The sequence below is a fragment of the Roseovarius roseus genome (assembly GCF_043355935.2).
Classification (GTDB): Bacteria; Pseudomonadota; Alphaproteobacteria; order Rhodobacterales; family Rhodobacteraceae; genus Roseovarius; species Roseovarius roseus.
The window spans coordinates 217,348-238,922 of record NZ_JBHFPE020000002.1 but is presented as its reverse complement, the minus strand read 5'-3'; the positions used below and the strand labels follow the sequence as shown (position 1 = coordinate 238,922).

The following is a 21,575-nucleotide window of genomic DNA, read 5'->3' as shown; positions in this document are numbered from 1 at the left end:
AAACCATCGAAATGAAGGTTTTCTTAATTTTTAAATCATTATTTTTCAGAACGTTACATATCCGTCCGTCATAAAAAACGCGTTGCGCCAAAATCGGTCCAATCGCGCCCAATTTGTGCCTTCATTGACCGGCAAAAACTATTCATCCGAGGCGCTGAGGGCCAACAGAGAGAGGCGGCCCAGACCAGCAAAGCGGTGAGAAACCTGAGTAATCTTATGATCCTTTGGAGGGACAACACATGATCAATTTCATCAAGAATTTCCGTGCAGACGAAGATGGCGCCGTGACCGTTGACTGGGTCGTTCTGACCGCAGCCGTGGTTGGCCTGGGCGTTGTGGCCGTCGGCACCGTCCGTACCTCGGTCGGCACGTTGGCAACCAACATCGCGACCGGCGTGACTGACACGGACGTTGGCGCACCGGAAGAGCCTGCAGCCCCCGTCGTTCCGTAAAGAAACTGTGTTGATACACCTAGCTAAGGGAGCCGCAAGTCTTCGATTTGCGGCTCTTTGGCCCCAAAGAGTATAGGCGAGGTGTCGCCCGCAATCGATCGCTCGCGCACGCGTTGCACTCGCAACTTCATATCAAGCAAAAAGAGCGAGTACGTTATGTCAAAGTTCATCAAATCCTGGCTCCGTGACGAAAGTGGTGCAGTCACTGTAGATTGGGTCGTCCTGACGGCTGCAGTTGTCGGCCTTGGCGTCGCGGCTATTGCATCAGCACGGACTGCTGTGACGACCTTATCAACGGATATTGGCATCGGGATCGAGGCCACGGAGGTTGCCGGCGTCGCACCTGATTAAGGGGGGGGGGGCGAGAGCCGCAAGCCTCCCCAGCCCGTGCCAATGAGCCGAGTCTGATTACTCACCCTCCTAGACGAGCCGCCTTTTTGCGCGCCATCCGGGAGATAATCGAAAGGAATCGCCATGCGTCTTATTTTCGGACTAGTTCTCGTTGTCGGTGTCGCATTGGCCGGCTTTGCCGTTTACATGGCGAAAAGCTACATCGAAGCATATCAGACCCAGTTGGAGCAGGAGCGCAAATCGCGGCCCGACCCCATCAAGACGGTCGATGTGTATATCGCGAACCGCACCCTGGAATACGGCGAGCGGGTCCTGACCAAGGATGTCAAGAAGATCGCCTTTCCCGAGGCATCCCTGCCCGAGGGCGTGTTTCGCACTGAAGAAGAGCTCTTTCCCAAGGGTGATGCGGAACCCCGCACCGCCTTGCGCGCAATGGAGAAGGGCGAGGCTATCCTGAACGTCAAGGTGACAGCGCCCGGCCAGGATGCCGGGATTTCGGCCAAGCTGGGCCGCGGGATGCGCGCCTTTGCAATCAAGGTCGATAGCACGAGCGGCGTCTCGGGCTTTTTGCGCCCTGGCGACCGCGTCGATGTTTACTGGACGGGCAATATCGGCCGCGGCAACGTGCGCACCGAAGGCGATAGTGAGGGTGACGTGACCAAGCTGATCGAGACGGCCGTGCAACTGATCGCTGTCGACCAGTCGGCGAATTCCGACATGACAGAGGCAAGCATCGCACAAACCGTCACCGTCGTCGTCCGTCCCGAGCAGGTCGCCGCACTGGCACAGGCCCAGGCGACGGGCCGCCTGACGCTCAGCCTTGTGGGCACTCAGGACGACGTGGTGGCCGAACGGATCGAGGTCGATCAGCGCCAGCTTCTGGGACTTTCTGCGGCCCCTGCCCCCAAAGCCGCGCCGCGCGCCGAGATTTGCACCATTCGGACCCGCCGCGGCGGTGAAGTGATCGAGACCCCGATTCCCTGCACGAATTGAGCGCTAATCACCTTAAAACATTTGCATGATTTCGGGCGCCGCGTTTGCGGCGCCCGTTTGCATGGTGCGCCACTTTGACAACAGCTAAGAGAAAAATCAGCTAAGTATCATTGATTCTTGAAAAAAAGAAAAAAGTGACGCAGAGTGACCGCAATCATGGGCGTTAAGACCCGTAAAACGAGGCGTGATCGGAAGGCAGGTCACATGAAAATGACGAATATTATTGCGGCGGCTCTGATGGGGCTGACCGCGACGATTTCCGGTGCTCCGGCGCCCGTCCATGCAGAGAGTCTGCAGGTCGTGCGCAAGGGCACAGGCAGAGATTTGAGCGTTTCGATGAACCGCGCGGTCGTGGTTGAAAGCGATGTGCCATTTGCCGAGTTGAGTATCGCGAATCCGGCAATTGCCGATTTCTCGACCCTCTCGGACCGCACAATTTATGTGCTGGGCAAATCGCCGGGGCGCACGACGCTGACCCTGCTCGACGAGAACGGGCGGCTGATCGCCAATGTTGACGTGAATGTCAGCGCCGACGTCTCGGAGTTCAAGGAGCGGCTGCGCCAGATCCTTCCGAACGAACAGATCGAGGTGCGCACCGCGAATGACGGTATCGTTCTGTCGGGAACGGTCAGCAGCACACCGCGCTTGCAGCGGGCACTCGATCTGGCTGAACGCTATGCGCCCGAGCGGGTCTCGAACCTGATGAGCGTGTCGGGCAAACAGCAGGTGATGCTGAAAGTCCGCTTTGCCGAGATGCAGCGCAGCGTCGCCAAGAGCCTCTCGACCTCGCTGTCCGTCGACGGTCTGTCGACGGGGGGGCTGGGCGCGGGCGTGGCCACCAACGGAGCGGTCTCGAATGCGGCCCCCAGCGGCATCACGCCGGGCTCCAACAGCCTTGGTACGAATAACGGTGCGGCCTTCTTCGGCTTCAACGCCGGGTCGGCGCAGATCGGGATCCTGCTCCAGGCGCTGGAGACAAAAGGCGTCGTACGCACCCTGGCCGAGCCGAACCTGACCGCTCTTTCAGGTCAGGAAGCCAAGTTTCTGGCTGGCGGAGAATATCCCATTCCGGTCAGCCAGGAAGACGGCGCGATCACGATTGAGTTCAAGCCCTTCGGCGTCGAGCTGAATTTCGTGCCGCGCGTTCTGGACGATCAAATCATCAACTTGGAAATGGCAGCGGCAGTTTCGTCCATCGACAGTACGAACAGCTTTACCAACGGCCTTCTTTCCGTTGCCGGTTTCCGCCGGCGCGAGACATCCACGACAGTGGCGCTGCGTGATGGCGAAAGCTTTGCCATCGCTGGCCTGCTGCAGGATGATTTCCGCGACAATAACGGTCAGGTCCCGTGGCTGGGCGATCTTCCGGTCCTCGGGGCGCTCTTCCGCAGTGCCGATTACGAGCGCTCGCAGACCGAGCTGGTCATTATCGTGACCGCACACCTGGTCACACCGACGCGCGGCGAGGCTCTGGCCCTGCCGACCGACCGGGTCAAACTGCCGTCCGAGGCCGATCTGTTCCTGAATGGCCGCGTGGCCCGTGATGCCCGCCCGACAACAGGCGGCGCCGGCGAAGTGGCAAAACAGGATTTCAGTGGCTCTTACGGCTACGTGATGGATTGATGCAGGGAGCGGGGAACATGAGGAACACTCTTTTAATTCTACCGATCCTGGCCTTGGCCGGGTGTGCCGCTGGCGATCCGAACGCCCGTCGATCCTACTTCCACGAGGCTGGTGCAACGGTGGATGGTGGCAATTTTGGCAACGCCAACATGCAAAACATCCAAGTGATGACCGGCGAGCGTGGCTATGTCTACAATCTGTCCAACCGGTTCTCCAAAGAAGTGCTGACGACGGTCAACTTTGCCTTCAATTCGGCTCAGCTTGACGCCACGGCGCGCGACACCCTGAGCAAGCAGGCCGCCTGGATCCGGCAATTCCCCGAAGTGCGCTTCAAGGTGTACGGGCATGCCGATCTGGTCGGCCCCAACGGATACAACAAGGATCTTGGCATGCGCCGCGCGCGCGCTGCCGTCGACTACCTGACAAGCCACGGCATCAGCCGCTCACGACTTGAAGCCGTCGTCTCTTTCGGCGAGACGCAGCCGCTGATCGTCACCCAGGGCCGCGAGCGGCGCAATCGGCGCACCGTGACCGAGGTTTCCGGCTTCGTGAAGTCGCACCCGATGATTTTGGATGGCAAATACGCCCAGGTCATCTACCGCGAAACGATTTCCAGTGCGGTCCCCGCACCCGACATCAGCATGGCCGGACAATCCTCTCTGGGCTCCGAGTAGCGACAGAAGATACGGGTTTCTCCCTGCCCGGCTTGCCGGGACATCTCAAAACCCGCCGCATCGCGGCGGGTTCTTTTTGTGCGCGGGCGCCATGCTCTGCGTCCTTTGTCAGCGTCAAAGATGGCGTGATCGGCGCGTATGAACGCACAATTACGATAAAGCGGCCCTATTGTTGCCCAGATTTTCCGTGAGTTTGGCACAAGGAAAAACCGGTCCGCGCCACACATGCAGGCCGGGATTCGGACAATCGTGCCCCTCCGCACACAAGGCCGGCCCCCTTCGGGAGGTCGGCCCGGCGGGCGGCACGCAAGATAGGACGATAACGCAATGAGCAGTGCGACCAATCCACCCGAAGCAAGCCCGCTAGTCGCGTGCACCATCAGCCGTGACGTGACCAATTTCGACCTCCTGATCGAGGACATGGAAACGGCCGTTGGCGAGGCGTGGGGCGATCTGGGCTTTCCCGAGGCGCTGGCCTTCATGGGCCAGCTAGAGGCGCAGTCACTGGAATTCATCGCCATCGCCATAGACGAGGATGACGAAGAAGATCTGGGCACGATAGGCGACATCATCGCGCTGGCGGGGAAGCTGGAAATCAAGGTGATCCTGATCGCCGACGATGTCAGCCCCGCCGCTTTGCATAGCCTCTTGCGCCAGGGCGCGGACGAGTTCGTGCCCTACCCCCTCCCCGAGGGCGAATTGCAGGCGGCCATCGACAGGCTGCGCAAACCCGCCGAAACCATGGCCAGCGTCACCTCGGCGCCGCGCGCAACGGGCGGCGAGGGCGTAGTGCTGGGCGTGCATGGCCTTGCCGGCGGCACCGGCGCGACCACACTGGCCGTAAACCTCGCGTGGGAGCTGGCAAGCGCGTCCAAGGACAAGGCGCCGCGTGTGTGCATTCTGGATCTGGGGCTGCAATTCGGCTCGGTCTCGACCTTTCTCGACCTGCCCCGCCGCGAGCCTGTCTTCGAGATGTGGTCCGACACCGAGACGATGGACGAGGATATCTTCAAGCAGGCGCTGGTCAGCTATCAGGACCGCCTTTGGGTGCTGACCGCCCCGCCCGAGATGCTGCCGCTGGACATCATCACCCCAGAGGACGTGACCCGCGTTCTGGATCAGGCGCGCAGGCACTTCGACTACGTGATCGTCGATATGCCCACCACGCTGGTGCAATGGACGGAAACGGTGCTCTGCGCCGCGCAGATCTATTTTGCGACGCTCGAGATGGACATGCGCTCGGCCCAGAACACGCTGCGGCTCAAGCGCGCGCTCAAGGCTGAGGATCTGCCGCTGGAGCGGCTGCGCTACTGCATGAACCGTGCGCCAAAATTCACCGACATGAGCGGCAAGAGCCGGGTCAAGCGGATGGCCGAAAGCCTCGAAATCGGGATCGAGCTGCACCTGCCGGATGGCGGCAAGGCGGTCAGCCAGGGGGCGGACCATGGCCTGCCCCTGGCCAGCTCGGCCCCCAAGAACCCCCTGCGCAAGGAGATCGCCAAACTGGCGGCCTCGCTTCATGCGCTGAGCAAGAGTGACGCAGAAGCCGCGTAAGGCGTGCTGCAGAAAGGTATCGATTAGATGTTTTCACGTTACAAGAAGCCCGCACCCGGCCAGGCCACCCCGGTCAAGCCTGCTGTCGCCGACGCGGCCGCCAAAACAGCGCCCGATACCAGCCAGCGCGCGACCGCGCCCAATGCAGCCAGCCTGCGCCGGCCTTCGGCCCCGGCCAAGGCGGATGTCGGCCCGCAAGACCGCGAGCGCAAGCGCAAGGAGCGCCTGGGCGAGATCAAGCTGGACATGCACCGCGCCCTTCTGGACAACCTGAACCTCGGCGCGCTGGACCAGGCGACCGAGCAGGACCTGCGCGAAGAGATCGGCGCGATCACCGCCGAGGTTCTGGAAGAGCGTAGCATCGTGCTGAACCGCGAAGACCGCATGACGCTCACGCAGGAGCTCTATGACGAGGTGCGCGGCCTCGGCCCGCTTGAGACATTGCTAAAGGATGACACCGTCAACGATATCCTCGTGAACGGGCCGCAGCAGATCTTCATCGAGCGCGACGGCAAGCTGGAGCTCTCGGACGTCACCTTCAAGGATGAAAAGCACCTCCTGCGGATCATCGACAAGATCGTCAGCGCCGTGGGTCGGCGCGTGGACGAATCGAACCCTTACGTCGACGCCCGCCTTGCCGATGGCTCCCGCTTCAACGCGATGGTGCCGCCTGTGGCCGTCGATGGCAGCCTCGTGTCCATTCGTAAGTTCAAAAAGGACAAGCTGGGGATCGACGATCTGGTGAATTTCGGCGCCTTTTCCGAGGAGATGGCCGCCTATCTGCAAGCCGCCGTGGCCTGCCGCCTCAACATTATCGTCTCGGGCGGAACGGGCTCGGGCAAGACGACCACTCTGAACGCGCTCTCGTCTTTCATCGACAATGCCGAGCGCATCCTGACGATCGAGGATACGGCCGAACTTCAACTGCAGCAGATCCATGTAGGCAGAATGGAATCACGCCCGCCCAACGTCGAGGGCAAGGGCGAGGTCAGCCCGCGCGACTGCCTCAAGAACGCGCTGCGGATGCGCCCCGACCGTATCATCGTCGGCGAGACGCGCGGCGAGGAAGTCATCGACATGCTTCAGGCCATGAACACCGGCCATGACGGCTCGATGACGACGATCCACGCGAACAACCCGCGTGACGGGATCAGCCGCCTTGAGAACATGGTGGCGATGGCGGGTATCGAAATGCCGCTCAAGGCGGTGCGCAGCCAGATCGCGTCGGCTGTGCATCTGATCGTTCAGGCCAGCCGCCTGCAGGACGGCAGCCGCCGCATGACTTCGATCACCGAGGTGACGGGCATGGAGGGCGAGGTGATCTCGATGCAGGAGGTGTTCCGCTTTCAGCGGATCGGCCTCACGCCCGAGAACAAGATCATCGGCCATTTCACCGCGACCGGCGTGCGCTCGAACTTCTCCGAGCGGTTCCGCCTCTGGGGCTACGATCTGCCCGCCTCGATCTATGAACCCGTGAAACCGGAGTAAATCCAGATGACCATCAGTGCAGAGCCAATCATCTACGGTCTGATCTTTATCGGCGTTCTCGTGCTGGTCGAAGGCATCTATCTGACCGTATTCGGCAAATCGATCAGCCTCAACAATCGCGTCAACCGCCGTCTGGAAATGCTGGACAAGGGCGGCCGCCGCGACGAGGTGATGGAAAAGCTGCGCAAGGAGATGCAGCAGCATCTGCGCTCGCGCCGCTTCCCGCTCTATTCCATTCTGGCGAGCAAGGCGCAGAAGGCGGCCATCGCCTTTACGCCCAAGCAGCTGATGATGCTCATGGCCCTTGTCTCTGTCCTGGCCTTTGTCGGCCTTTCGGTCGGCACGGGCACGTCCCTGCCTGTGCGCACCGCCGTAGCCATCGCCATGGGCGTCGGCGGCATCTTCATGTGGATTTCGATGAAGGCCAAGAAACGCATGTCTCTTCTGGAAGAGCAGCTTCCCGATGCGATCGAGCTCATGGTGCGCTCGCTCAAGGTGGGGCATCCGTTCTCCTCGGCGATCTCCATCGTTGCGACCGAGGTGGGCGATCCGCTGGCGACCGAGTTCGGCATCATCGCGGATGAGGCCGCTTATGGCCGCGACGTTGGCGAGGCGCTGAAGGACATGGCCGAGCGGCTGGAAATGCAGGATCTGCGCTTTCTCGCCGTGGCCGTCACGATTCAGCAGCAATCGGGCGGCAACCTGGCCGAGATCCTCGCGGGCCTCGCCAAGGTGATCCGCGCCCGGTTCCGCCTGTTCCGACGCGTCAAGGCGATCACGGCCGAGGCGCAATGGTCGGGCAAATTCCTGTCGGGCTTTCCGCTCTTCGCATTGGTCGGCATCCAGATCCTAGAGCCCAATTACTACGACAATGTCATGGACCACCCGTTCTTCATTCCCGCATGCCTCATCGTCGGCGTCTTCCTGACCGTGAACCTCTTTGTCATGCGCGCCCTCGTGAACATCAAAGTCTGAAAAGGATCATTCCATGGACTTTCTCAATGACATCCTGACCGGCGCGCTGGGGCCTTTCGGCCCGATCATCGCCGTGGGCACGCTGGGGATTCTCTTGATCGCGATTACGCTGATCCTGATCATGAACCGACCCGAAGACCCGATCGACAAGCTCAAGCGCGATCAGAAGAACCGCGCCGCAGGCAGTATCCAGCAGCAGCGGCTGCGCGGGTCCAAGAACGAAAAGCTGGACAAATACGCCGGCTTTCTCGAACCGCAGGACGAAAAACAGCTGAGCGACATGCGCAAGAAGCTGATGCAGGCCGGCTATCGCGACCGCGACGCCGTGCGCTATTTTCACTTTGCGCAATTCGCCCTCGGGGTTGGCGGCCTTGTCCTTGGTATGATCTATTATTTTCTCTTCAAGGCCGGCGGCGAAACGAGCACGACGCAGGTCATCCTCTACATCCTCGGCCCGGGCGGCCTTGGCTACATGGCGCCCAAATACTGGGTGACCAAGCGCCAGCAGCAGCGCCAGGAAGAGATCACAGACGGCTTTCCCGACAGTCTGGACATGATGCTGGTCTGCGTCGAGGCGGGCCAGTCGCTGGATCAGTCGATCATCCGCGTCGCGAACGAGATCCGCGCCTCCTTTCCGGCCATCGCCGAGGAATATCTGATCGTCAGCCAGCAGATCAAGGCAGGCCGCGACAAGGCATCGGTCCTCAACGAGATGGCTGAGCGCTGCGGCGTGCAGGACATTTCCAGCTTCGTCACTGTGCTGGTCCAGTCGCAGACATTCGGCACGTCGATTGCCGACGCCCTGCGCGTCTATGCGGGCGAAATGCGGGACAAGCGCGTGATGCGCGCCGAAGAAAAGGCCAACAAGCTGCCAACAAAGATGACACTGGCGACCATGATGCTTACAGTACCGCCGTTGCTCATCATTCTGGTGGGGCCTTCCATCGTGGGAATCATGGAATTGAACGCGATGTCGCAATAGGGCCCGCCCCGTCCACAGGATACCATGACGCGAATTTCTGCGATCTTGACGATGTTTCTTGCCCTCGCCGCCTGCTCTGACAGGGGCGGGGGCGATAACCCTTTTGCGCCCGGCGTGGCCAGGTCCGGCACCGCCGTCGATGCTACCACCGTTGGCCACCGCCTGATCAGCGCCGGCGAATATGAACTGGCAATCAAATCCTTCTCGCGCGCCGCGCTCGATGAGGGCATGACCTCCGAGGTGCTCTTGGGCCTCGGCAGCGCGTATCTCGGCCTTGGCCGTGTCGGGCAGGCCGAAGAGCTGCTCCGCGAGGCCGTCGAAAAGGACGAGCGCTCGCCCGAGGCGTGGAACAATCTGGGCGTCACCCTCATGGAACAGGGCGAGATTGCCGAGGCCGAGCAGGTCTTTCGGCGGGCCTATGCGCTGGACAATGGCGAAAGTGACTCAATTCGTGACAATCTGCGCTTGGCCCTCGCAAAACAGGATAATTCGGTCTATGCTGAGGCCGAAGAGCAAGATTACAAATTGGTGCGCCGCGGAAGCAGCGACTACCTGATCCGCACGATACAATAGCGGACGGGGACGCGTTGCGGGTGACACCAAGTCGAGGCAAGGCAGTAAAAGGACGCAAAAATGCGCCACCCTATCCTAGTATCGCTCTGCGCGGCAGGGTCAGTATTCCTGTCCGGATGCGGCGAGTCCAAGACCGAAGACGTTGATCGCAAGTTTCAGGGCGTCAATGTCATCGACGAAAGCAATCTCAACGATGTGATGCTGAACTCATCGGATGCGAATGAGGCCGTGGCGTATTTCCAGCGCACCGTGGCGGAAAAACCGGACCGGATCGAGCTTCAGCGCGGCCTTGCCCAGAGCCTTGTGCGCGCCAGCCGCGGCACCGAGGGCGTCGCCGCCTGGAAAAACGTGACCGAGCACAAGGAGGCCACCGACGCGGACAAGGTCGAACTGGCCGATGCGCTGATCCGCAACAATGAATGGGATCGCGCAGAGGAGGTGCTGAACACCATTCCGCCAACCTACGAGACGTTCAAACGCTATCGCCTCGAGGCGATGGTGGCCGACAGCAACAAGAACTGGACCAAGGCCGACAGTTTCTACGAGATTGCCGTGGGTCTAACGACGACGCCCGCCAATGTCATGAACAACTGGGGTTATTCCAAGCTGAGCCGCGGCGATTACGCCGATGCCGAGCGTCTCTTCTCCGACGCGATCCGGCAGGATGCCTCGCTCTTCACAGCCAAGAACAACCTTGTTCTGGCACGCGGGGCGCAGCGAAACTATGCCGTGCCCGTGATGCCCGTCAGCCAGACCGAACGGGCCGAGCTTCTCTATACCCTGGGCCTGACCGCGATCAAGCAGGGCGATGTCGAGACCGGCAAGGGCCTGCTCCGCGATGCCATTGAGACCCATCCCCAGCATTTCGAGGCCGCCTCGCGCAGCCTTGGTGCGCTGGAAGGCAACGTGATCAACTGATCCGGTCCGCGAGGGAAAAGGCCCATGTTCATCACCGCTTACGCCGCGACGTGGTTCCTGCCCTTCGTGCTGCCGATCTGCATCTGGGTGGCCTATAGCGACCTGAGCCACATGAAGATCCCGAACAAAGCGGTGATGACGCTGGCCGCTGTCTACCTGGTGATCGGCCTTATTGCGCTGCCCCTCGATGTCTATGCGTGGCGCTGGGTGCATCTGGTGGTGGTACTGGTGGCCGGGATCGCGCTGAACGCGATCGGGGCACTGGGGGCGGGCGATGCCAAATTCGCCGCCGCCGCCGCGCCCTTCATTGCCATCGGCGATCTGCAACTGGTGCTGCTGATCCTCGCCGCGACAAGCTTTTTCGGCTACGTCATCCACCGCATCGCCAAACACAGCCCCATGCGCCGCCTTGCCCCACATTGGGTCAGTTGGACCCGCGAAGGCAAGTATCCCATGGGGCTGTCGCTGGGCGGCGCGCTGGCGATCTACCTGTTGCAGGGCGTGCTAAACGGCGCCTGACGCCCGGGCGCCCATCCGCGGCCATAATTTGCACAAGATTTGCGGGCAAAATCCCTGCCAATCCGACCGCAAATCCCGAGGCCGTCCCCAGATGAACATGCAAGTGACCCCGCAGCCGGGCGTGCAGCCGCCGCCCCCGCCCACCACGATCGAGGATATGCGCCTGAGCATCGTCATGATGCGGGACATCCTGCTCAAGACCATCTTTCGCAAGAATGTCGATCTGGTCAGCGACATCGCGGTCGCCCTCTGCCTGCCGCGCACCGTCACGCAAGAGCTGGTCGACCTCGCGCGCGAGCAGCGGCTGATCGAGGCCACCGGCACGATGAGCGCGACCTCTGGCAGTGAGATGGGCTATCAGCTGACCGATGCGGGCAAGGCGCGGGCGCTCGATGCGCTGGCCCAGTCCGAATATTTCGGCCCTATGCCCGTCCCGCTGGCCGTCTATGCCGAGCAAGTCAAGCGCCAGTCGATCCGCAACATCCAGATCACCCGCGATCAGCTGACCGGCGCGATGGGCCATCTGGTCCTGCCGCCCAGCCTGCTGGATCAGTTGGGCCCCGCCGTCAGCGCGGGCCGTTCGATCCTGATGTATGGCCCTCCGGGCAACGGTAAATCCAGTATCTCCAACGGTATACGTGACGCGATGGGCGACAAAATATTCGTGCCGATGGCCATCGAATATGCCGGTCAGGTCATCACCGTCTATGACCCCATCGTCCACTCCAAGGCCGAGGCCGAGGCCGACGATCCCAATAGCCTGCGCCGCCGCCGCACCTTCGATGCGCGCTATGTGCGCTGCGAGCGGCCCACCGTCATCACGGGCGGTGAATTGACGCTGGACATGCTGGACCTCGTCTACAACCCGACCGCGCGGACCTATCAGGCGTCGCTGCAGCTGAAATCGACCGGTGGCATCTTCATCGTGGACGACCTTGGCCGCCAGGCCGAGCCACCGCAGAACCTGGTCAACCGCTGGATCGTTCCGCTGGAGGAATCGAAGGATATCCTCGCGCTTCAGTCAGGCGAAAAGTTCGAGGTGCCCTTCGACACGCTGGCGATCTTCTCGACCAACTTCCACCCCAACAAGATCTTCGACCAGGCCGCGCTGCGCCGTATCTTCTACAAGATCAAGATCGACGGCCCCAATCAGGCCGACTTCCTCAAGATTTTCGCCATGGTCGCCCGCAAGAAGCAGATGCCGCTCAGCGAGCCTGCCCTCGTCCATCTGCTGAAAAAGCGCTACCCCGAGATCGACAATGTCTATGCGAACTACCAGCCGGTCTTCTTGATCGACCAGATGATCTCGATTTGCGAATTCGAAGGCATCTCCTACCAGATGACCCCCGAACTCATTGACCGCGCCTGGGCCAACATGTTCGTCGAAGACAGCGAGATCGTGAACTGATATTTTTCGCGAAACTCTGCGAAAAACCGGGGCGCGCCCTACATAGGCCGCATGACCATTCTGCCCCCCAAATTCACCGACTGGTTCACCGCGCGCGGCTGGTCGGTGCATCCCCACCAGCATGAGATGCTGGCGCGTAGCCACGATCCGTCGCTGCTGCTGATCGCGCCCACGGGCGGCGGCAAGACGCTGGCCGGGTTTCTGCCCACGCTGGCGGAGCTGTCAGAGGGCGGGCATGAGGGGCTGCACACGCTCTACATCTCACCGCTCAAGGCGCTGGCAAGTGACATCCGCCGCAACCTGACAACGCCGGTCGAGGAAATGGGCCTGCCCATCCGCATCGAGGACCGCACCGGTGACACGTCGTACACGCAAAAGCGTCGCCAGCGCGCCGATCCGCCCGATATCCTGCTGACCACCCCCGAGAGCCTTGCCCTGCTGACTTCCTATGAAGATGCACCGCGCATTTTTAAAGGCCTGCAGCGCGTCGTCGTCGACGAAATCCATGCACTGGCTGAATCGAAACGCGGCGATCAGCTGATGCTGGCGCTCAGCCGCTTGCAGGCGCTTTGCCCCAATCTGCGCCGGGTGGGCCTCTCGGCCACGGTCGAGGATCCGGGCGCCATCGCGCGCTTCCTCGCCCGTCATCCCGACCCGTGCGAGATCATCATGGCCGACCCCGGCCCAGAGCCCGATATCGAAATGCTGGAAGTCGCCGAAGCGCCCCCATGGTCCGGCGGCGGCGCGGCCTATGCGATCCCGGCCGTGCTGGAGCAGGTCAAGGCGCATAACACCACGCTCATCTTTCACAACACCCGAGCGCAGGCTGAAATTTTCTTTCGTAACCTGTGGCTGGCCAATGACGGCAACCTTGCCATCGGCATCCACCACGGCAGCCTCGACCGGGGCCAGCGCCAGCGCGTCGAGGGCGCGATGCAGCGCGGCGACCTCAGGGCCATCGTCTGCACCGGCTCGCTGGACCTCGGCATCGACTGGGGCGATGTGGATCTGGTGATACAGGTCGGCGCGCCCAAGAACGTCAAGCGGCTGGTCCAGCGTATCGGGCGCGCGAACCATCGCTATAACGCGCCGTCCAAGGCCCTTCTGGTGCCCGCCAACCGTTTCGAGGTGGTCGAATGTGTCGCGGCATTGGAAGCCGTCCGCGCGCGCGATCTGGACGGCGACCCGCGCGGGCCCGGCCCGCTCGATGTGCTTTGCCAGCATATCCTGATCGCCGCCTGCTCGGGGCCCTTTGATGCGGACGCGCTTTATGACGAGGTGCGCGCCGCCGGTCCCTATGCGGCCCTAACCCGCGCCGAATTCGACGACTGTCTCGATTTCTGCGCGACGGGCGGTTATGCCCTGCGCGCCTACGACAAATGGCAGCGTCTAGTGCAGCGGGAGGGCCTCTGGCAGTTGCGCGATCCACGCTCGGCGCAGATCATCCGCATGAATATCGGCACCATTCAGGACAGCGACCTCGTGAAGGTGCGCATGCAGCGCAATCGCGGCGGCAAGCCATTGGGCGAGATCGAGGAAGGCTTTGCCGCGACGCTGACCCCAGGCGATACCTTCCTGATGGGCGGACAGGTCGTGCGGTATGAATCCCTGCGCGAGATGACGTTGGAAGTCAGCCGCTCGGACGGGAAAAAACCCAAGATCGCGACTTTTGCGGGCACGAAATTTGCCACCTCAACGCAGCTCAGCCAGCGCGTCATCGCCATGCTGGCGCAGCCGGACTGGCCTGCCCTGCCCCGCCACACTGCCGACTGGCTGCACCTCCAGCGCCGCATGAGCCGGATGCCGACAGCGGGCCGCCTTCTGATAGAAAGCTTCCCGCATGAGGGGCGCGAGCATGCCTGCATATATGGCTTTGCCGGGCGCAACGCGCAGCAGACACTAGGCCTGCTTATCACCAAACGCATGGAGGAGCTGGGCCTCGATCCGCTCGGCTTTGTCTCGACCGATTATGCCACGCTGATCTGGGGACTGGAGCCGCTGACCGATGCCGCGCCCCTTTTCGACGGGGCGGCACTGCGCGAGGGCTTGGATCAATGGCTGACCGGCAATGCGGTGATGAAACGCACCTTCCGCGCCTCGGCCACCATTGCCGGGCTGATCCAGCGCAACCTTCCGCAGGCACGCAAGACCGGGCGGCAGGCGACATTTTCGTCCGATATCCTCTATGACACGCTGGTCAAATATGACCCCGATCACCTGCTGCTGCGCATCACACGAACCGAGGCGATGCGCGGCCTTGTCGATTTTGGCCGCATCGAAGAGATGATCGCGCGCATCGGTGGCCGGATTGACCTGATGCGCCTGCCGCGCGTCACGCCATTGGCAGCGCCGCTCTTCCTTGAGGCGGGGCGCACGCCGGTCAGCGGCGCGGGCGAAGAGCGCCTGCTGACCGAGGAGGCCGAAAGGTTGATGTGCGAAGCAGGGCTGGCTCAGACGTCCTGAATGCTTTCCAGATAGCTCAGCAGCGCGGCCAAGGGGCGCGGTGTGGGTGTCATGACGCCGTCGCCTGTATCGACCGGCACCGTTTCACCCTGCAAGAGCGCGCCGAATTCCGGCATCTGCTGGCCCGGCATCTGTGCACGGTGATAGCCGTCGATGCTCGACAGTACCCGCGTGCGGGGAAAGACGCCGTTCTCGGCAAGCTGCGTCAGGTCCGAGGGCGCAGGGGTCATCCCCTTGGCCCATGGGCCATCACCCCGGCCCACCGGCCCGTGGCATTGCGCGCAATTCTCGACGTATAGCTGGCGTCCTTCGCCCGCTTCGGGCATCGACGCCGTTTCCATGCAGGCCGCAAGCGCGATCAGCGCCACGAATCCTGCAGCAATCCCTGCCTGTTTCATCGCGTTCTCCTTTGCCTCATTCTGCACCGCTTTGGCCCTTGCGCGCGTTGACATGGCGCAATGCAGCGGCTTCAGACGAACTTGCCAGCCAGCGCGTCGTCGATCAACTGCCGTGTTTCATCCACACCGTAAAGCGCGATGAATCCGCCGAAGCGCGGGCCCTGAGACGCGCCGAGAAGCACCTCATAGAGCGCCTTGAACCAGTCGCGCAGTGGATCGAACCGGTCGCGGCCCACGCCGTAGACGATGGATTGCAACGCCTCATCATCGCGCGGGCCATCATAGGCGGCCAGTTGATCGCGCAGATCCTCCAGCGCCTCGCGCTCCAGATCGGTGGGCGCGCGAAAGACCTTGGCAGGCTTCACGAAGTCCTCGTAATAGCGCAGCGCATGGCCCACGGCGGCGTCCATGTCGGGGTTCGTCTCGGCGCTCGCCTCGGAGGCATAACGCTGGATAAAGCCCCAGAGCTGGCTTTTCTCCTCGGCGCCCGCGACCGACGCGAGGTTGAGCAGCATGGAGAACGGCACGACCATCCGGCTCTCTGGCACACCCTCGGGGTGGATGTGGAAGACCGGGTTATTGACCTGCTGCGCCGCGTCCTGCGTGGGATAGGCGCGCAGCTGCTGGTGATATTCGTCCACCGCCTTGGGGATCACGTCGAAATGCATGCGCTTGGCGGTTTTCGGCTTGGCATACATGAAGTAGCTGAGCGATTCCGTCGAGGCGTAAGTCAGCCACTCGTCGATCGAGATGCCGTTGCCGGAAGACTTCGAGATTTTCTGGCCATTCTCGTCAAGAAAAAGCTCGTAGGTGAAATGCTCGGGCTTGCGACCGCCGAGGATCTCGCAAATGCGGTCGTAAATCGCCGTGTTGGTCGCGTGCTCCTTGCCGTACATCTCGAAATCGACATCCAGCGCAGCCCATCGGGCACCGAAATCCGGCTTCCACTGCAATTTCACGTTGCCGCCCGTTACCGGCAGCGTCCACTCCCGGCCATCCTCGTCATCAAATGTTACTGTGTGATTGACGGCATCCACATTTTTCATCGGCACATATTGGACGCGCCCCGTCTCGGGGTGGATGGGCAGAAAGATCGAATAGGTCTGCTGGCGCTCCTCGCGAAGCGATTTCATCATGACCTTCATCACGTCGTCATACCGCTCGGCGGCACGGCAGAGAACCTCATCGAACTGCCCCGAGGCATAGAATTCGCGCGCCGAGATGAATTCATACTCGAACCCGAACGTGTCGAGAAAGCGGCGCAACATCGCGTTGTTGTGGTGTCCAAAACTCTCATGCGTGCCGAAGGGATCAGGCACGCTGGTCAGCGGTTTATGCATATGCTCGGCCAGCATCTCTTGCTGGGGCACATTGCCGGGCACCTTGCGCATACCATCCAGGTCGTCCGAAAAGCAGATCAGCCGGGTCGGGATATCGCTGATCACCTCGAAGGCGCGGCGGATCATCGTGGTGCGCAGCACCTCGCCGAACGTGCCGATATGCGGCAGGCCCGAGGGACCATAGCCCGTCTCGAAAAGAACATAGCCCTTTTCCGGCGCCTTCTTTTCGTACCGTTTGACCAAACGGCGCGCTTCTTCAAAAGGCCAGGCTTTCGAGGTCATCGCGGCGTCGCGCAGATCGGACATTGGGTCTCTCCAAGGGTCATGCCGGTGCGCGGATGCGCGCAAAGGTCCGCCGCTTCCTATTGCCGAGCACCGCCAACGTCAATAATCTGCGCGGCAACACCCGGATTTGCAGAATTCCGGTCATTGAAAAGGAAAACTCGATGAACGACACCGCGACGCACCCGCTGAGCGCCCAGGATTGCCTGGTGGCCGTCATGATCGCGGTCTCCGCCTCGGACGAGCAGATCCGCACCGCCGAACTGATCAAGATCGAGGGCGCGGTAAACAACCTGCCGATCTTTGGCGCCTATGACGTGGACCGCATCAACATCGTCGCGCAAACCGTGTTCGACCTCTTCTCCGACGAGGACGGCCTCGACGCGCTTTTCGGCCTTATCCGCGAGAGCCTGCCCGAGCGCCTTTACGAGACGGCCTATGCGCTGGCCTGCGATGTTGCCGCCGCCGATGGCGTTCTGGGCGATAGCGAGCTGCGTCTGCTGGAGGAAATCCGCTACGAGCTGAACCTCGACCGGTTGCATGCCGCCGCCATCGAGCGCGGCGCGCGCGCGCGGCACATGAGCCTCTGAGCCACCCCAAGCGACGAAGGATACCCCTATGCGCTGCGTTTTCGTGAACATCCGCTGCAAGCCCGGCACCTCCTACAAGGTGGCCGAGGAGATCGCCCTGCGCGAGGTCCATTCCGAGCTTTACTCGACCTCTGGGCCGTTCGATCTGCTGCTCAAGCTCTACATCCCCGACAGCGAGGATGTAGGCAAATTCATCAATGAAAACCTGCTGCAGATCCCGCATATCGAGCGGACCGAGACCACCCTGACCTTCAAGGCGTTCTGAGACATGCTGGACAGACTGCGCGAGATCATTGGCGCCGCCAACGTGCTGACCGGGGCGGATATGGCCGGCTACGACGCCGACTGGTCGGGCCACAAGCGCGGCACGCCGCTGGCCGTGCTGCGGCCCGGATCGACCGAAGAGATATCGCAGATCGTCAAGCTGGCGAACGAGACGGGCACGCCTATCGTGCCGCAGGCTGGCAATACCGGGCTGACCCATGCGACCGAGGCCGAGGGCGCACTGCTGCTCTCTGTCGCCCGGATGAACAAGATCCGCGAAATCCGGCCCTCGGGGCGCATCGCCATCGTCGAGGCAGGCGCGATCCTCAGCTCGATCCACGATGCGGTGGCCGAGCACGGGCTGATCTTTCCGCTCTTTTTCGGCGCGCGCGGCTCGGCCATGATCGGCGGGGCGCTGTCCACGAATGCGGGCGGCTCTAACGTGCTGCGTTACGGCAACACGCGCGATCTTTGCCTCGGGATCGAGGCGGTCATGCCCAATGGCGATATCGTCGATCTGATGCGCCAGCTGCACAAGGATAATTCCGGCTACGATCTGCGCCATCTGCTGATCGGGGCCGAGGGTACGCTGGGCATCATCACCGCCGCCGTCATCAAGCTGCACCCTGCGCCGCTGGCCAATGCCACTGCGATGGTCGCGGTGCCGCGCGTGTCGGACGCGCTGGACCTCTTGAACCGTCTGCAACAGGAAACAGGCGGGGCCGTGCAGGCCTTCGAGTACATGCCGCGCGCCTATATGGAAACCTATCTGGAACTGTCGCCCGCGCATCGCGAACCTTTCGACGAGCTTCATGACGTGAACATCCTTGTCGAGGTCGGCGCCATTGCGCCGCGCGACGCCGAGCCGGATGCCAGCGGGCAGATCCCCATTGCCGCGCATCTGGAGGAAGTGCTGGGCGCACTCTTTGAAGAGGGCGCGACCCTTGATGCCGTGGTGGCCCAGAACGAGGGGCAGCGCAGCGAGATGTGGGCAAGGCGCGAGGCCGCCGCCGAGGTCATCACCCTTCACGAGCCCTATGCCGACCGCGACATCGCCGTGCCCGTCGACCGCATGCAAGAGTTTCTGGACGAAGTGGCCGCCATCATCGACCGCCTCGATCCCGGCGCGCGCGACGTGTCGGTTGCGCACCTTGGCGATGGCAATCTGCACCTCGGCGTGTTTCCTACGCGCCCCGATGCCGCGCTCTGCACCGAGATCGGTAATGCCGTCGAAGATGCGGCGCTGGCGCTTGGCGGCAGTTTCTCGGCCGAGCACGGGATCGGCCTCAGCAAGCAGCCCAGCATGGCGCGCTACAAAAGCCCCACCGTGCTGGCGGCCATGCGCGCGATCAAGGCGGCGCTTGATCCGAACGGGATCATGAATCCGGGCAAGGTTCTGCCGCCGGTCTGACCGGGTATTTGAGTATTTTTGCCAAGATGAAGGGGCTGGCGCGGGCCTAGAGGCGCTTGCGTGCCGTCACAGGGCCACCGCCCTGCGCCGCGATGCGGGCAATGGCGGCCTCCAAGGGCTCCACCGCAACGCTCATCGAATGGGCATTGGCATGAAGGATATGCGCGGGGTCCATTACCCAGGCAACATGCCCGCGCCAGAACAGCAGATCACCGCGCTGCAGCGGCGCGTCCTCAGGTATGTTCTGGCCCAGCGCCGCCTCTTGCAAGTCACTGTCGCCGGGGCAAGGGATGCCGCAGGCGCGGCAGCCCGCCTGCACGAGCCCGGAGCAGTCGATGCCGAAGGCCGAGTTGCCGCCCCAGAGATAGGGCGTGCCAAGGTACGTCTCGGCCACGGCTACGGGATCTGGCAGCGCCATCGGCAGGGGGCTGAGATGCTGCAACGGAATATGGCCCAAGGGCGTTTCGGCCCAGTTCTCGGCCGGTCGCGTGACCACGACGCGGGAGAGATGGCTTAGCGCTGCCCGCTCGGGCGATTTGAGATCGGGGGCGCGGTAGAGATGGGTTGAGCGCGCGCTCACCCAATGGGTGGGGGTGGCGGCGCTTCTCAGCGCGGCCTCGGGCAGGTAGCCCACATATCCGTCCTCACCCTGCACGAAGGCGTGACCCTCATGGATTTCGTAGCAGGTAACCGGGGCGCCCAGCAGCCACTGGCGCGTCCGCTTGCCGCCCGGCGCGAGCGACAAATCTGCAACCGGGACGGCGACCTGCCGCGCCGCGCCGTCGGTAAACTGCGCAGCCTCGACATGGCCGCGCAGCGCCGTCGCTGCAACGCGCGCATTGGCGGGCGTCAGGCGCGGATCGCTCACAGATCCAGCGCCTCTGGCAGTGCCGCCAGCAATGCGCGCGCGCCCATCCCCACGCCGCCCTTGGGGCGGGCGGGCGCGGCGGTGGGGTTCCAGCCATAGATGTCGAAATGCGCATAGCGGGTATCCCCCGCGAAGCGCCGCAGGAAGAGCGCAGCGGTGATCGACCCGGCAAACCCGCCCGAGGGAGCATTGTCGAGATCGGCGATGCCGGGCTCGATCATGGCCTCGTAGGGGGCGTGGAACGGCATGCGCCAGACGGGATCGGCCACTTTGGCCGCCGCGCCTTCGAGCGCTGCGACCAGGGCGCAGTCGTCCGCATAATATGGCGCGAGATCGGGGCCCACCGCGACGCGCGCGGCGCCGGTCAGGGTCGCCATGGACACCATCAGATCCGGCGCATCCTCGGCCCCCAGCGCCAGCGCATCCGCCAGGACAAGGCGCCCTTCGGCATCGGTATTGTTGATCTCGATCGTCTTGCCGTTGCGAGCGGTCAGGATATCTCCGGGGCGCATCGCAGTCGCGCTGACCGAGTTTTCAACCGCCGGGATCAGCACGCGCAAGCGCAACGGCAAATCAAGCGCCATGATCATATGCGCAAGGCCCATTACGGTGGCCGCGCCGCCCATGTCCTTCTTCATCAGGCCCATGCCGGAGCCAGGTTTGAGATTGAGACCGCCCGTGTCAAAGCAGACCCCCTTGCCGACCAGCGTCAGGGCCGGGCCTTTGCTACCCCAGTGCATGTCAATCAGCCGCGGGGCCTGATCGGCGGCGCGCCCAACCGCGTGAATCAGCGGCAGGTTCTGCGCCAAGAGATCCGCGCCGCGTGTCACGCTGACATCCGCACCGAACCGGCCCGCCAGATCGGCGCAGGCCGCCTCGAGCGCCTCTGGCCCCATGTCATTGGCCGGGGTGTTGATCAGATCGCGGGTCAGCACCTCGCCCTCAGCGATCATTTGGATGCGCGCGGCATCAATCCCCTCGGGGGCGATCAGCCGCGCTGTGGCGCCTTTCTGCTCGTGATAGCGATCGAACGCATATCCGGCCAGAAGCCAGCCCAGCGCTTCCTCCTCGGCGCGGGCGGGGTCCAGCCCCTCGATCCGATAGGTGCCGGCAGGCAGGCTTGCCGCGCAGGCGGCCAGATGGAACCGTCCGCGCGCGCGGGCATCCGGCCTGCCATAGCCCGCGAGTGCCATGATCGGCGCACCATCGCGGCCTGGCACCAGCAGGCTGGCGCCCAGCCCCGCCTTGAAACCGGCGGCCGAGACCCAAGTTTGCACCATTTCCTCCTGTGCGCCAAGCCAGTCGTCCAGCCCATCCGCCTCGATCACGTGGAGCGGAATCGCGCCCTCGGCCTCGGTGCAGAAGCTGGGGCGGCGCGGATCAGATTGGGCAGACGGCATTGGAGAGCACCTTTTGTTGTCAAAGCTGACAGCCCGCCACTCAGGCAAG

At 62.7% G+C, this 21,575-nt stretch carries 21 protein-coding genes; 17 read left to right on the top strand and 4 right to left on the bottom strand.

Annotated features, from left to right (window positions below):
• Nucleotides 1-239: 239 nt before the first annotated feature.
• The 14 genes from ACEWPL_RS05060 to ACEWPL_RS04995 all read left to right on the top strand — a co-directional run bounded on the left by ACEWPL_RS05060 (nucleotide 240) and on the right by ACEWPL_RS04995 (nucleotide 14,973).
• A complete protein-coding gene (locus tag ACEWPL_RS05060; protein WP_393933766.1) occupies nucleotides 240-452 on the top strand; it encodes a hypothetical protein in 213 nt (70 codons plus the stop codon).
• A gap of 156 nt (nucleotides 453-608) precedes the next feature.
• Nucleotides 609-803 carry a Flp family type IVb pilin gene (locus tag ACEWPL_RS05055; protein ID WP_393933764.1) on the top strand — a complete coding sequence of 65 codons (195 nt, stop codon included), beginning with the start codon at nucleotides 609-611 and terminating at the stop codon, nucleotides 801-803.
• 123 nt (nucleotides 804-926) lie between these two features.
• A complete protein-coding gene (cpaB, locus tag ACEWPL_RS05050; RefSeq protein ID WP_393933762.1) occupies nucleotides 927-1,796 on the top strand; it encodes a Flp pilus assembly protein CpaB in 870 nt (289 codons plus the stop codon).
• 204 nt (nucleotides 1,797-2,000) lie between these two features.
• Nucleotides 2,001-3,419 carry a type II and III secretion system protein family protein gene (locus ACEWPL_RS05045; RefSeq protein WP_393933760.1) on the top strand — a complete coding sequence of 473 codons (1,419 nt, stop codon included), beginning with the start codon at nucleotides 2,001-2,003 and terminating at the stop codon, nucleotides 3,417-3,419.
• 17 nt (nucleotides 3,420-3,436) lie between these two features.
• The gene (locus tag ACEWPL_RS05040) at nucleotides 3,437-4,093 is read left to right on the top strand and encodes an OmpA family protein (protein WP_393933758.1); all 657 of its coding nucleotides are present in this window, start codon (nucleotides 3,437-3,439) and stop codon (nucleotides 4,091-4,093) included.
• A 327-nt stretch (nucleotides 4,094-4,420) separates the two neighbouring features.
• Nucleotides 4,421-5,647 (top strand): CpaE/TadZ family protein, encoded by a 1,227-nt coding sequence (locus ACEWPL_RS05035; RefSeq protein ID WP_393933756.1) that lies wholly within the window; start codon nucleotides 4,421-4,423, stop codon nucleotides 5,645-5,647.
• Nucleotides 5,648-5,674: 27 nt separating this feature from the next.
• Nucleotides 5,675-7,135: a TadA family conjugal transfer-associated ATPase gene (locus ACEWPL_RS05030; protein ID WP_393933754.1), complete on the top strand. Its 1,461-nt coding sequence runs from the start codon at nucleotides 5,675-5,677 to the stop codon at nucleotides 7,133-7,135.
• Nucleotides 7,136-7,141: 6 nt separating this feature from the next.
• On the top strand, nucleotides 7,142-8,110 hold the full coding sequence (locus tag ACEWPL_RS05025; protein WP_393933752.1) for a type II secretion system F family protein: 969 nt from the start codon (nucleotides 7,142-7,144) through the stop codon (nucleotides 8,108-8,110).
• 13 nt (nucleotides 8,111-8,123) lie between these two features.
• Nucleotides 8,124-9,092: a type II secretion system F family protein gene (locus ACEWPL_RS05020; protein ID WP_393933750.1), complete on the top strand. Its 969-nt coding sequence runs from the start codon at nucleotides 8,124-8,126 to the stop codon at nucleotides 9,090-9,092.
• A 24-nt stretch (nucleotides 9,093-9,116) separates the two neighbouring features.
• Nucleotides 9,117-9,665 carry a tetratricopeptide repeat protein gene (locus ACEWPL_RS05015; RefSeq protein WP_393933748.1) on the top strand — a complete coding sequence of 183 codons (549 nt, stop codon included), beginning with the start codon at nucleotides 9,117-9,119 and terminating at the stop codon, nucleotides 9,663-9,665.
• Nucleotides 9,666-9,725: 60 nt separating this feature from the next.
• Nucleotides 9,726-10,583: a tetratricopeptide repeat protein gene (locus ACEWPL_RS05010; protein WP_393933746.1), complete on the top strand. Its 858-nt coding sequence runs from the start codon at nucleotides 9,726-9,728 to the stop codon at nucleotides 10,581-10,583.
• Nucleotides 10,584-10,607: 24 nt separating this feature from the next.
• Nucleotides 10,608-11,102, top strand: a complete 495-nt coding sequence (locus ACEWPL_RS05005; protein WP_393933744.1) for a prepilin peptidase — start codon at nucleotides 10,608-10,610, stop codon at nucleotides 11,100-11,102.
• A 91-nt stretch (nucleotides 11,103-11,193) separates the two neighbouring features.
• Complete coding sequence (locus ACEWPL_RS05000; protein ID WP_393933742.1) at nucleotides 11,194-12,510, top strand: ATPase; 1,317 nt, start codon at nucleotides 11,194-11,196, stop codon at nucleotides 12,508-12,510.
• A gap of 51 nt (nucleotides 12,511-12,561) precedes the next feature.
• The gene (locus ACEWPL_RS04995; RefSeq protein WP_393933740.1) at nucleotides 12,562-14,973 is read left to right on the top strand and encodes a ligase-associated DNA damage response DEXH box helicase; all 2,412 of its coding nucleotides are present in this window, start codon (nucleotides 12,562-12,564) and stop codon (nucleotides 14,971-14,973) included.
• Here ACEWPL_RS04995 and ACEWPL_RS04990 read toward each other — a convergent pair.
• Together ACEWPL_RS04990 and ACEWPL_RS04985 are read right to left on the bottom strand one after the other, a co-directional pair.
• A complete protein-coding gene (locus ACEWPL_RS04990; protein WP_393933738.1) occupies nucleotides 14,961-15,371 on the bottom strand; it encodes a c-type cytochrome in 411 nt (136 codons plus the stop codon). The genes ACEWPL_RS04995 and ACEWPL_RS04990 overlap by 13 nt on opposite strands.
• A gap of 71 nt (nucleotides 15,372-15,442) precedes the next feature.
• Nucleotides 15,443-17,017, bottom strand: a complete 1,575-nt coding sequence (locus ACEWPL_RS04985) for a lysine--tRNA ligase (RefSeq protein ID WP_393933736.1) — start codon at nucleotides 17,015-17,017, stop codon at nucleotides 15,443-15,445.
• 140 nt (nucleotides 17,018-17,157) lie between these two features.
• On the opposite strand from ACEWPL_RS04985, the gene ACEWPL_RS04980 reads away from it, so the two are divergent.
• Genes ACEWPL_RS04980 through ACEWPL_RS04970 form a run of 3 tightly spaced genes read left to right on the top strand, consistent with a single transcriptional unit; the run spans nucleotide 17,158 to nucleotide 19,258 of the window.
• Nucleotides 17,158-17,583 carry a tellurite resistance TerB family protein gene (locus ACEWPL_RS04980; RefSeq protein ID WP_393933734.1) on the top strand — a complete coding sequence of 142 codons (426 nt, stop codon included), beginning with the start codon at nucleotides 17,158-17,160 and terminating at the stop codon, nucleotides 17,581-17,583.
• A 28-nt stretch (nucleotides 17,584-17,611) separates the two neighbouring features.
• The gene (locus tag ACEWPL_RS04975) at nucleotides 17,612-17,848 is read left to right on the top strand and encodes an Lrp/AsnC ligand binding domain-containing protein (RefSeq protein ID WP_393933733.1); all 237 of its coding nucleotides are present in this window, start codon (nucleotides 17,612-17,614) and stop codon (nucleotides 17,846-17,848) included.
• Nucleotides 17,849-17,851: 3 nt separating this feature from the next.
• Nucleotides 17,852-19,258 carry an FAD-binding oxidoreductase gene (locus ACEWPL_RS04970; protein WP_393933732.1) on the top strand — a complete coding sequence of 469 codons (1,407 nt, stop codon included), beginning with the start codon at nucleotides 17,852-17,854 and terminating at the stop codon, nucleotides 19,256-19,258.
• 46 nt (nucleotides 19,259-19,304) lie between these two features.
• Here ACEWPL_RS04970 and ACEWPL_RS04965 read toward each other — a convergent pair whose 3' ends face one another.
• Both ACEWPL_RS04965 and ACEWPL_RS04960 read right to left on the bottom strand, forming a co-directional pair.
• Nucleotides 19,305-20,126, bottom strand: a complete 822-nt coding sequence (locus ACEWPL_RS04965) for a C40 family peptidase (protein WP_393933730.1) — start codon at nucleotides 20,124-20,126, stop codon at nucleotides 19,305-19,307.
• Complete coding sequence (locus ACEWPL_RS04960) at nucleotides 20,123-21,526, bottom strand: leucyl aminopeptidase family protein (RefSeq protein WP_393933728.1); 1,404 nt, start codon at nucleotides 21,524-21,526, stop codon at nucleotides 20,123-20,125. The genes ACEWPL_RS04965 and ACEWPL_RS04960 overlap by 4 nt, the downstream gene beginning before the upstream one ends.
• Between the last annotated feature and the right edge of the window lie 49 nt (nucleotides 21,527-21,575).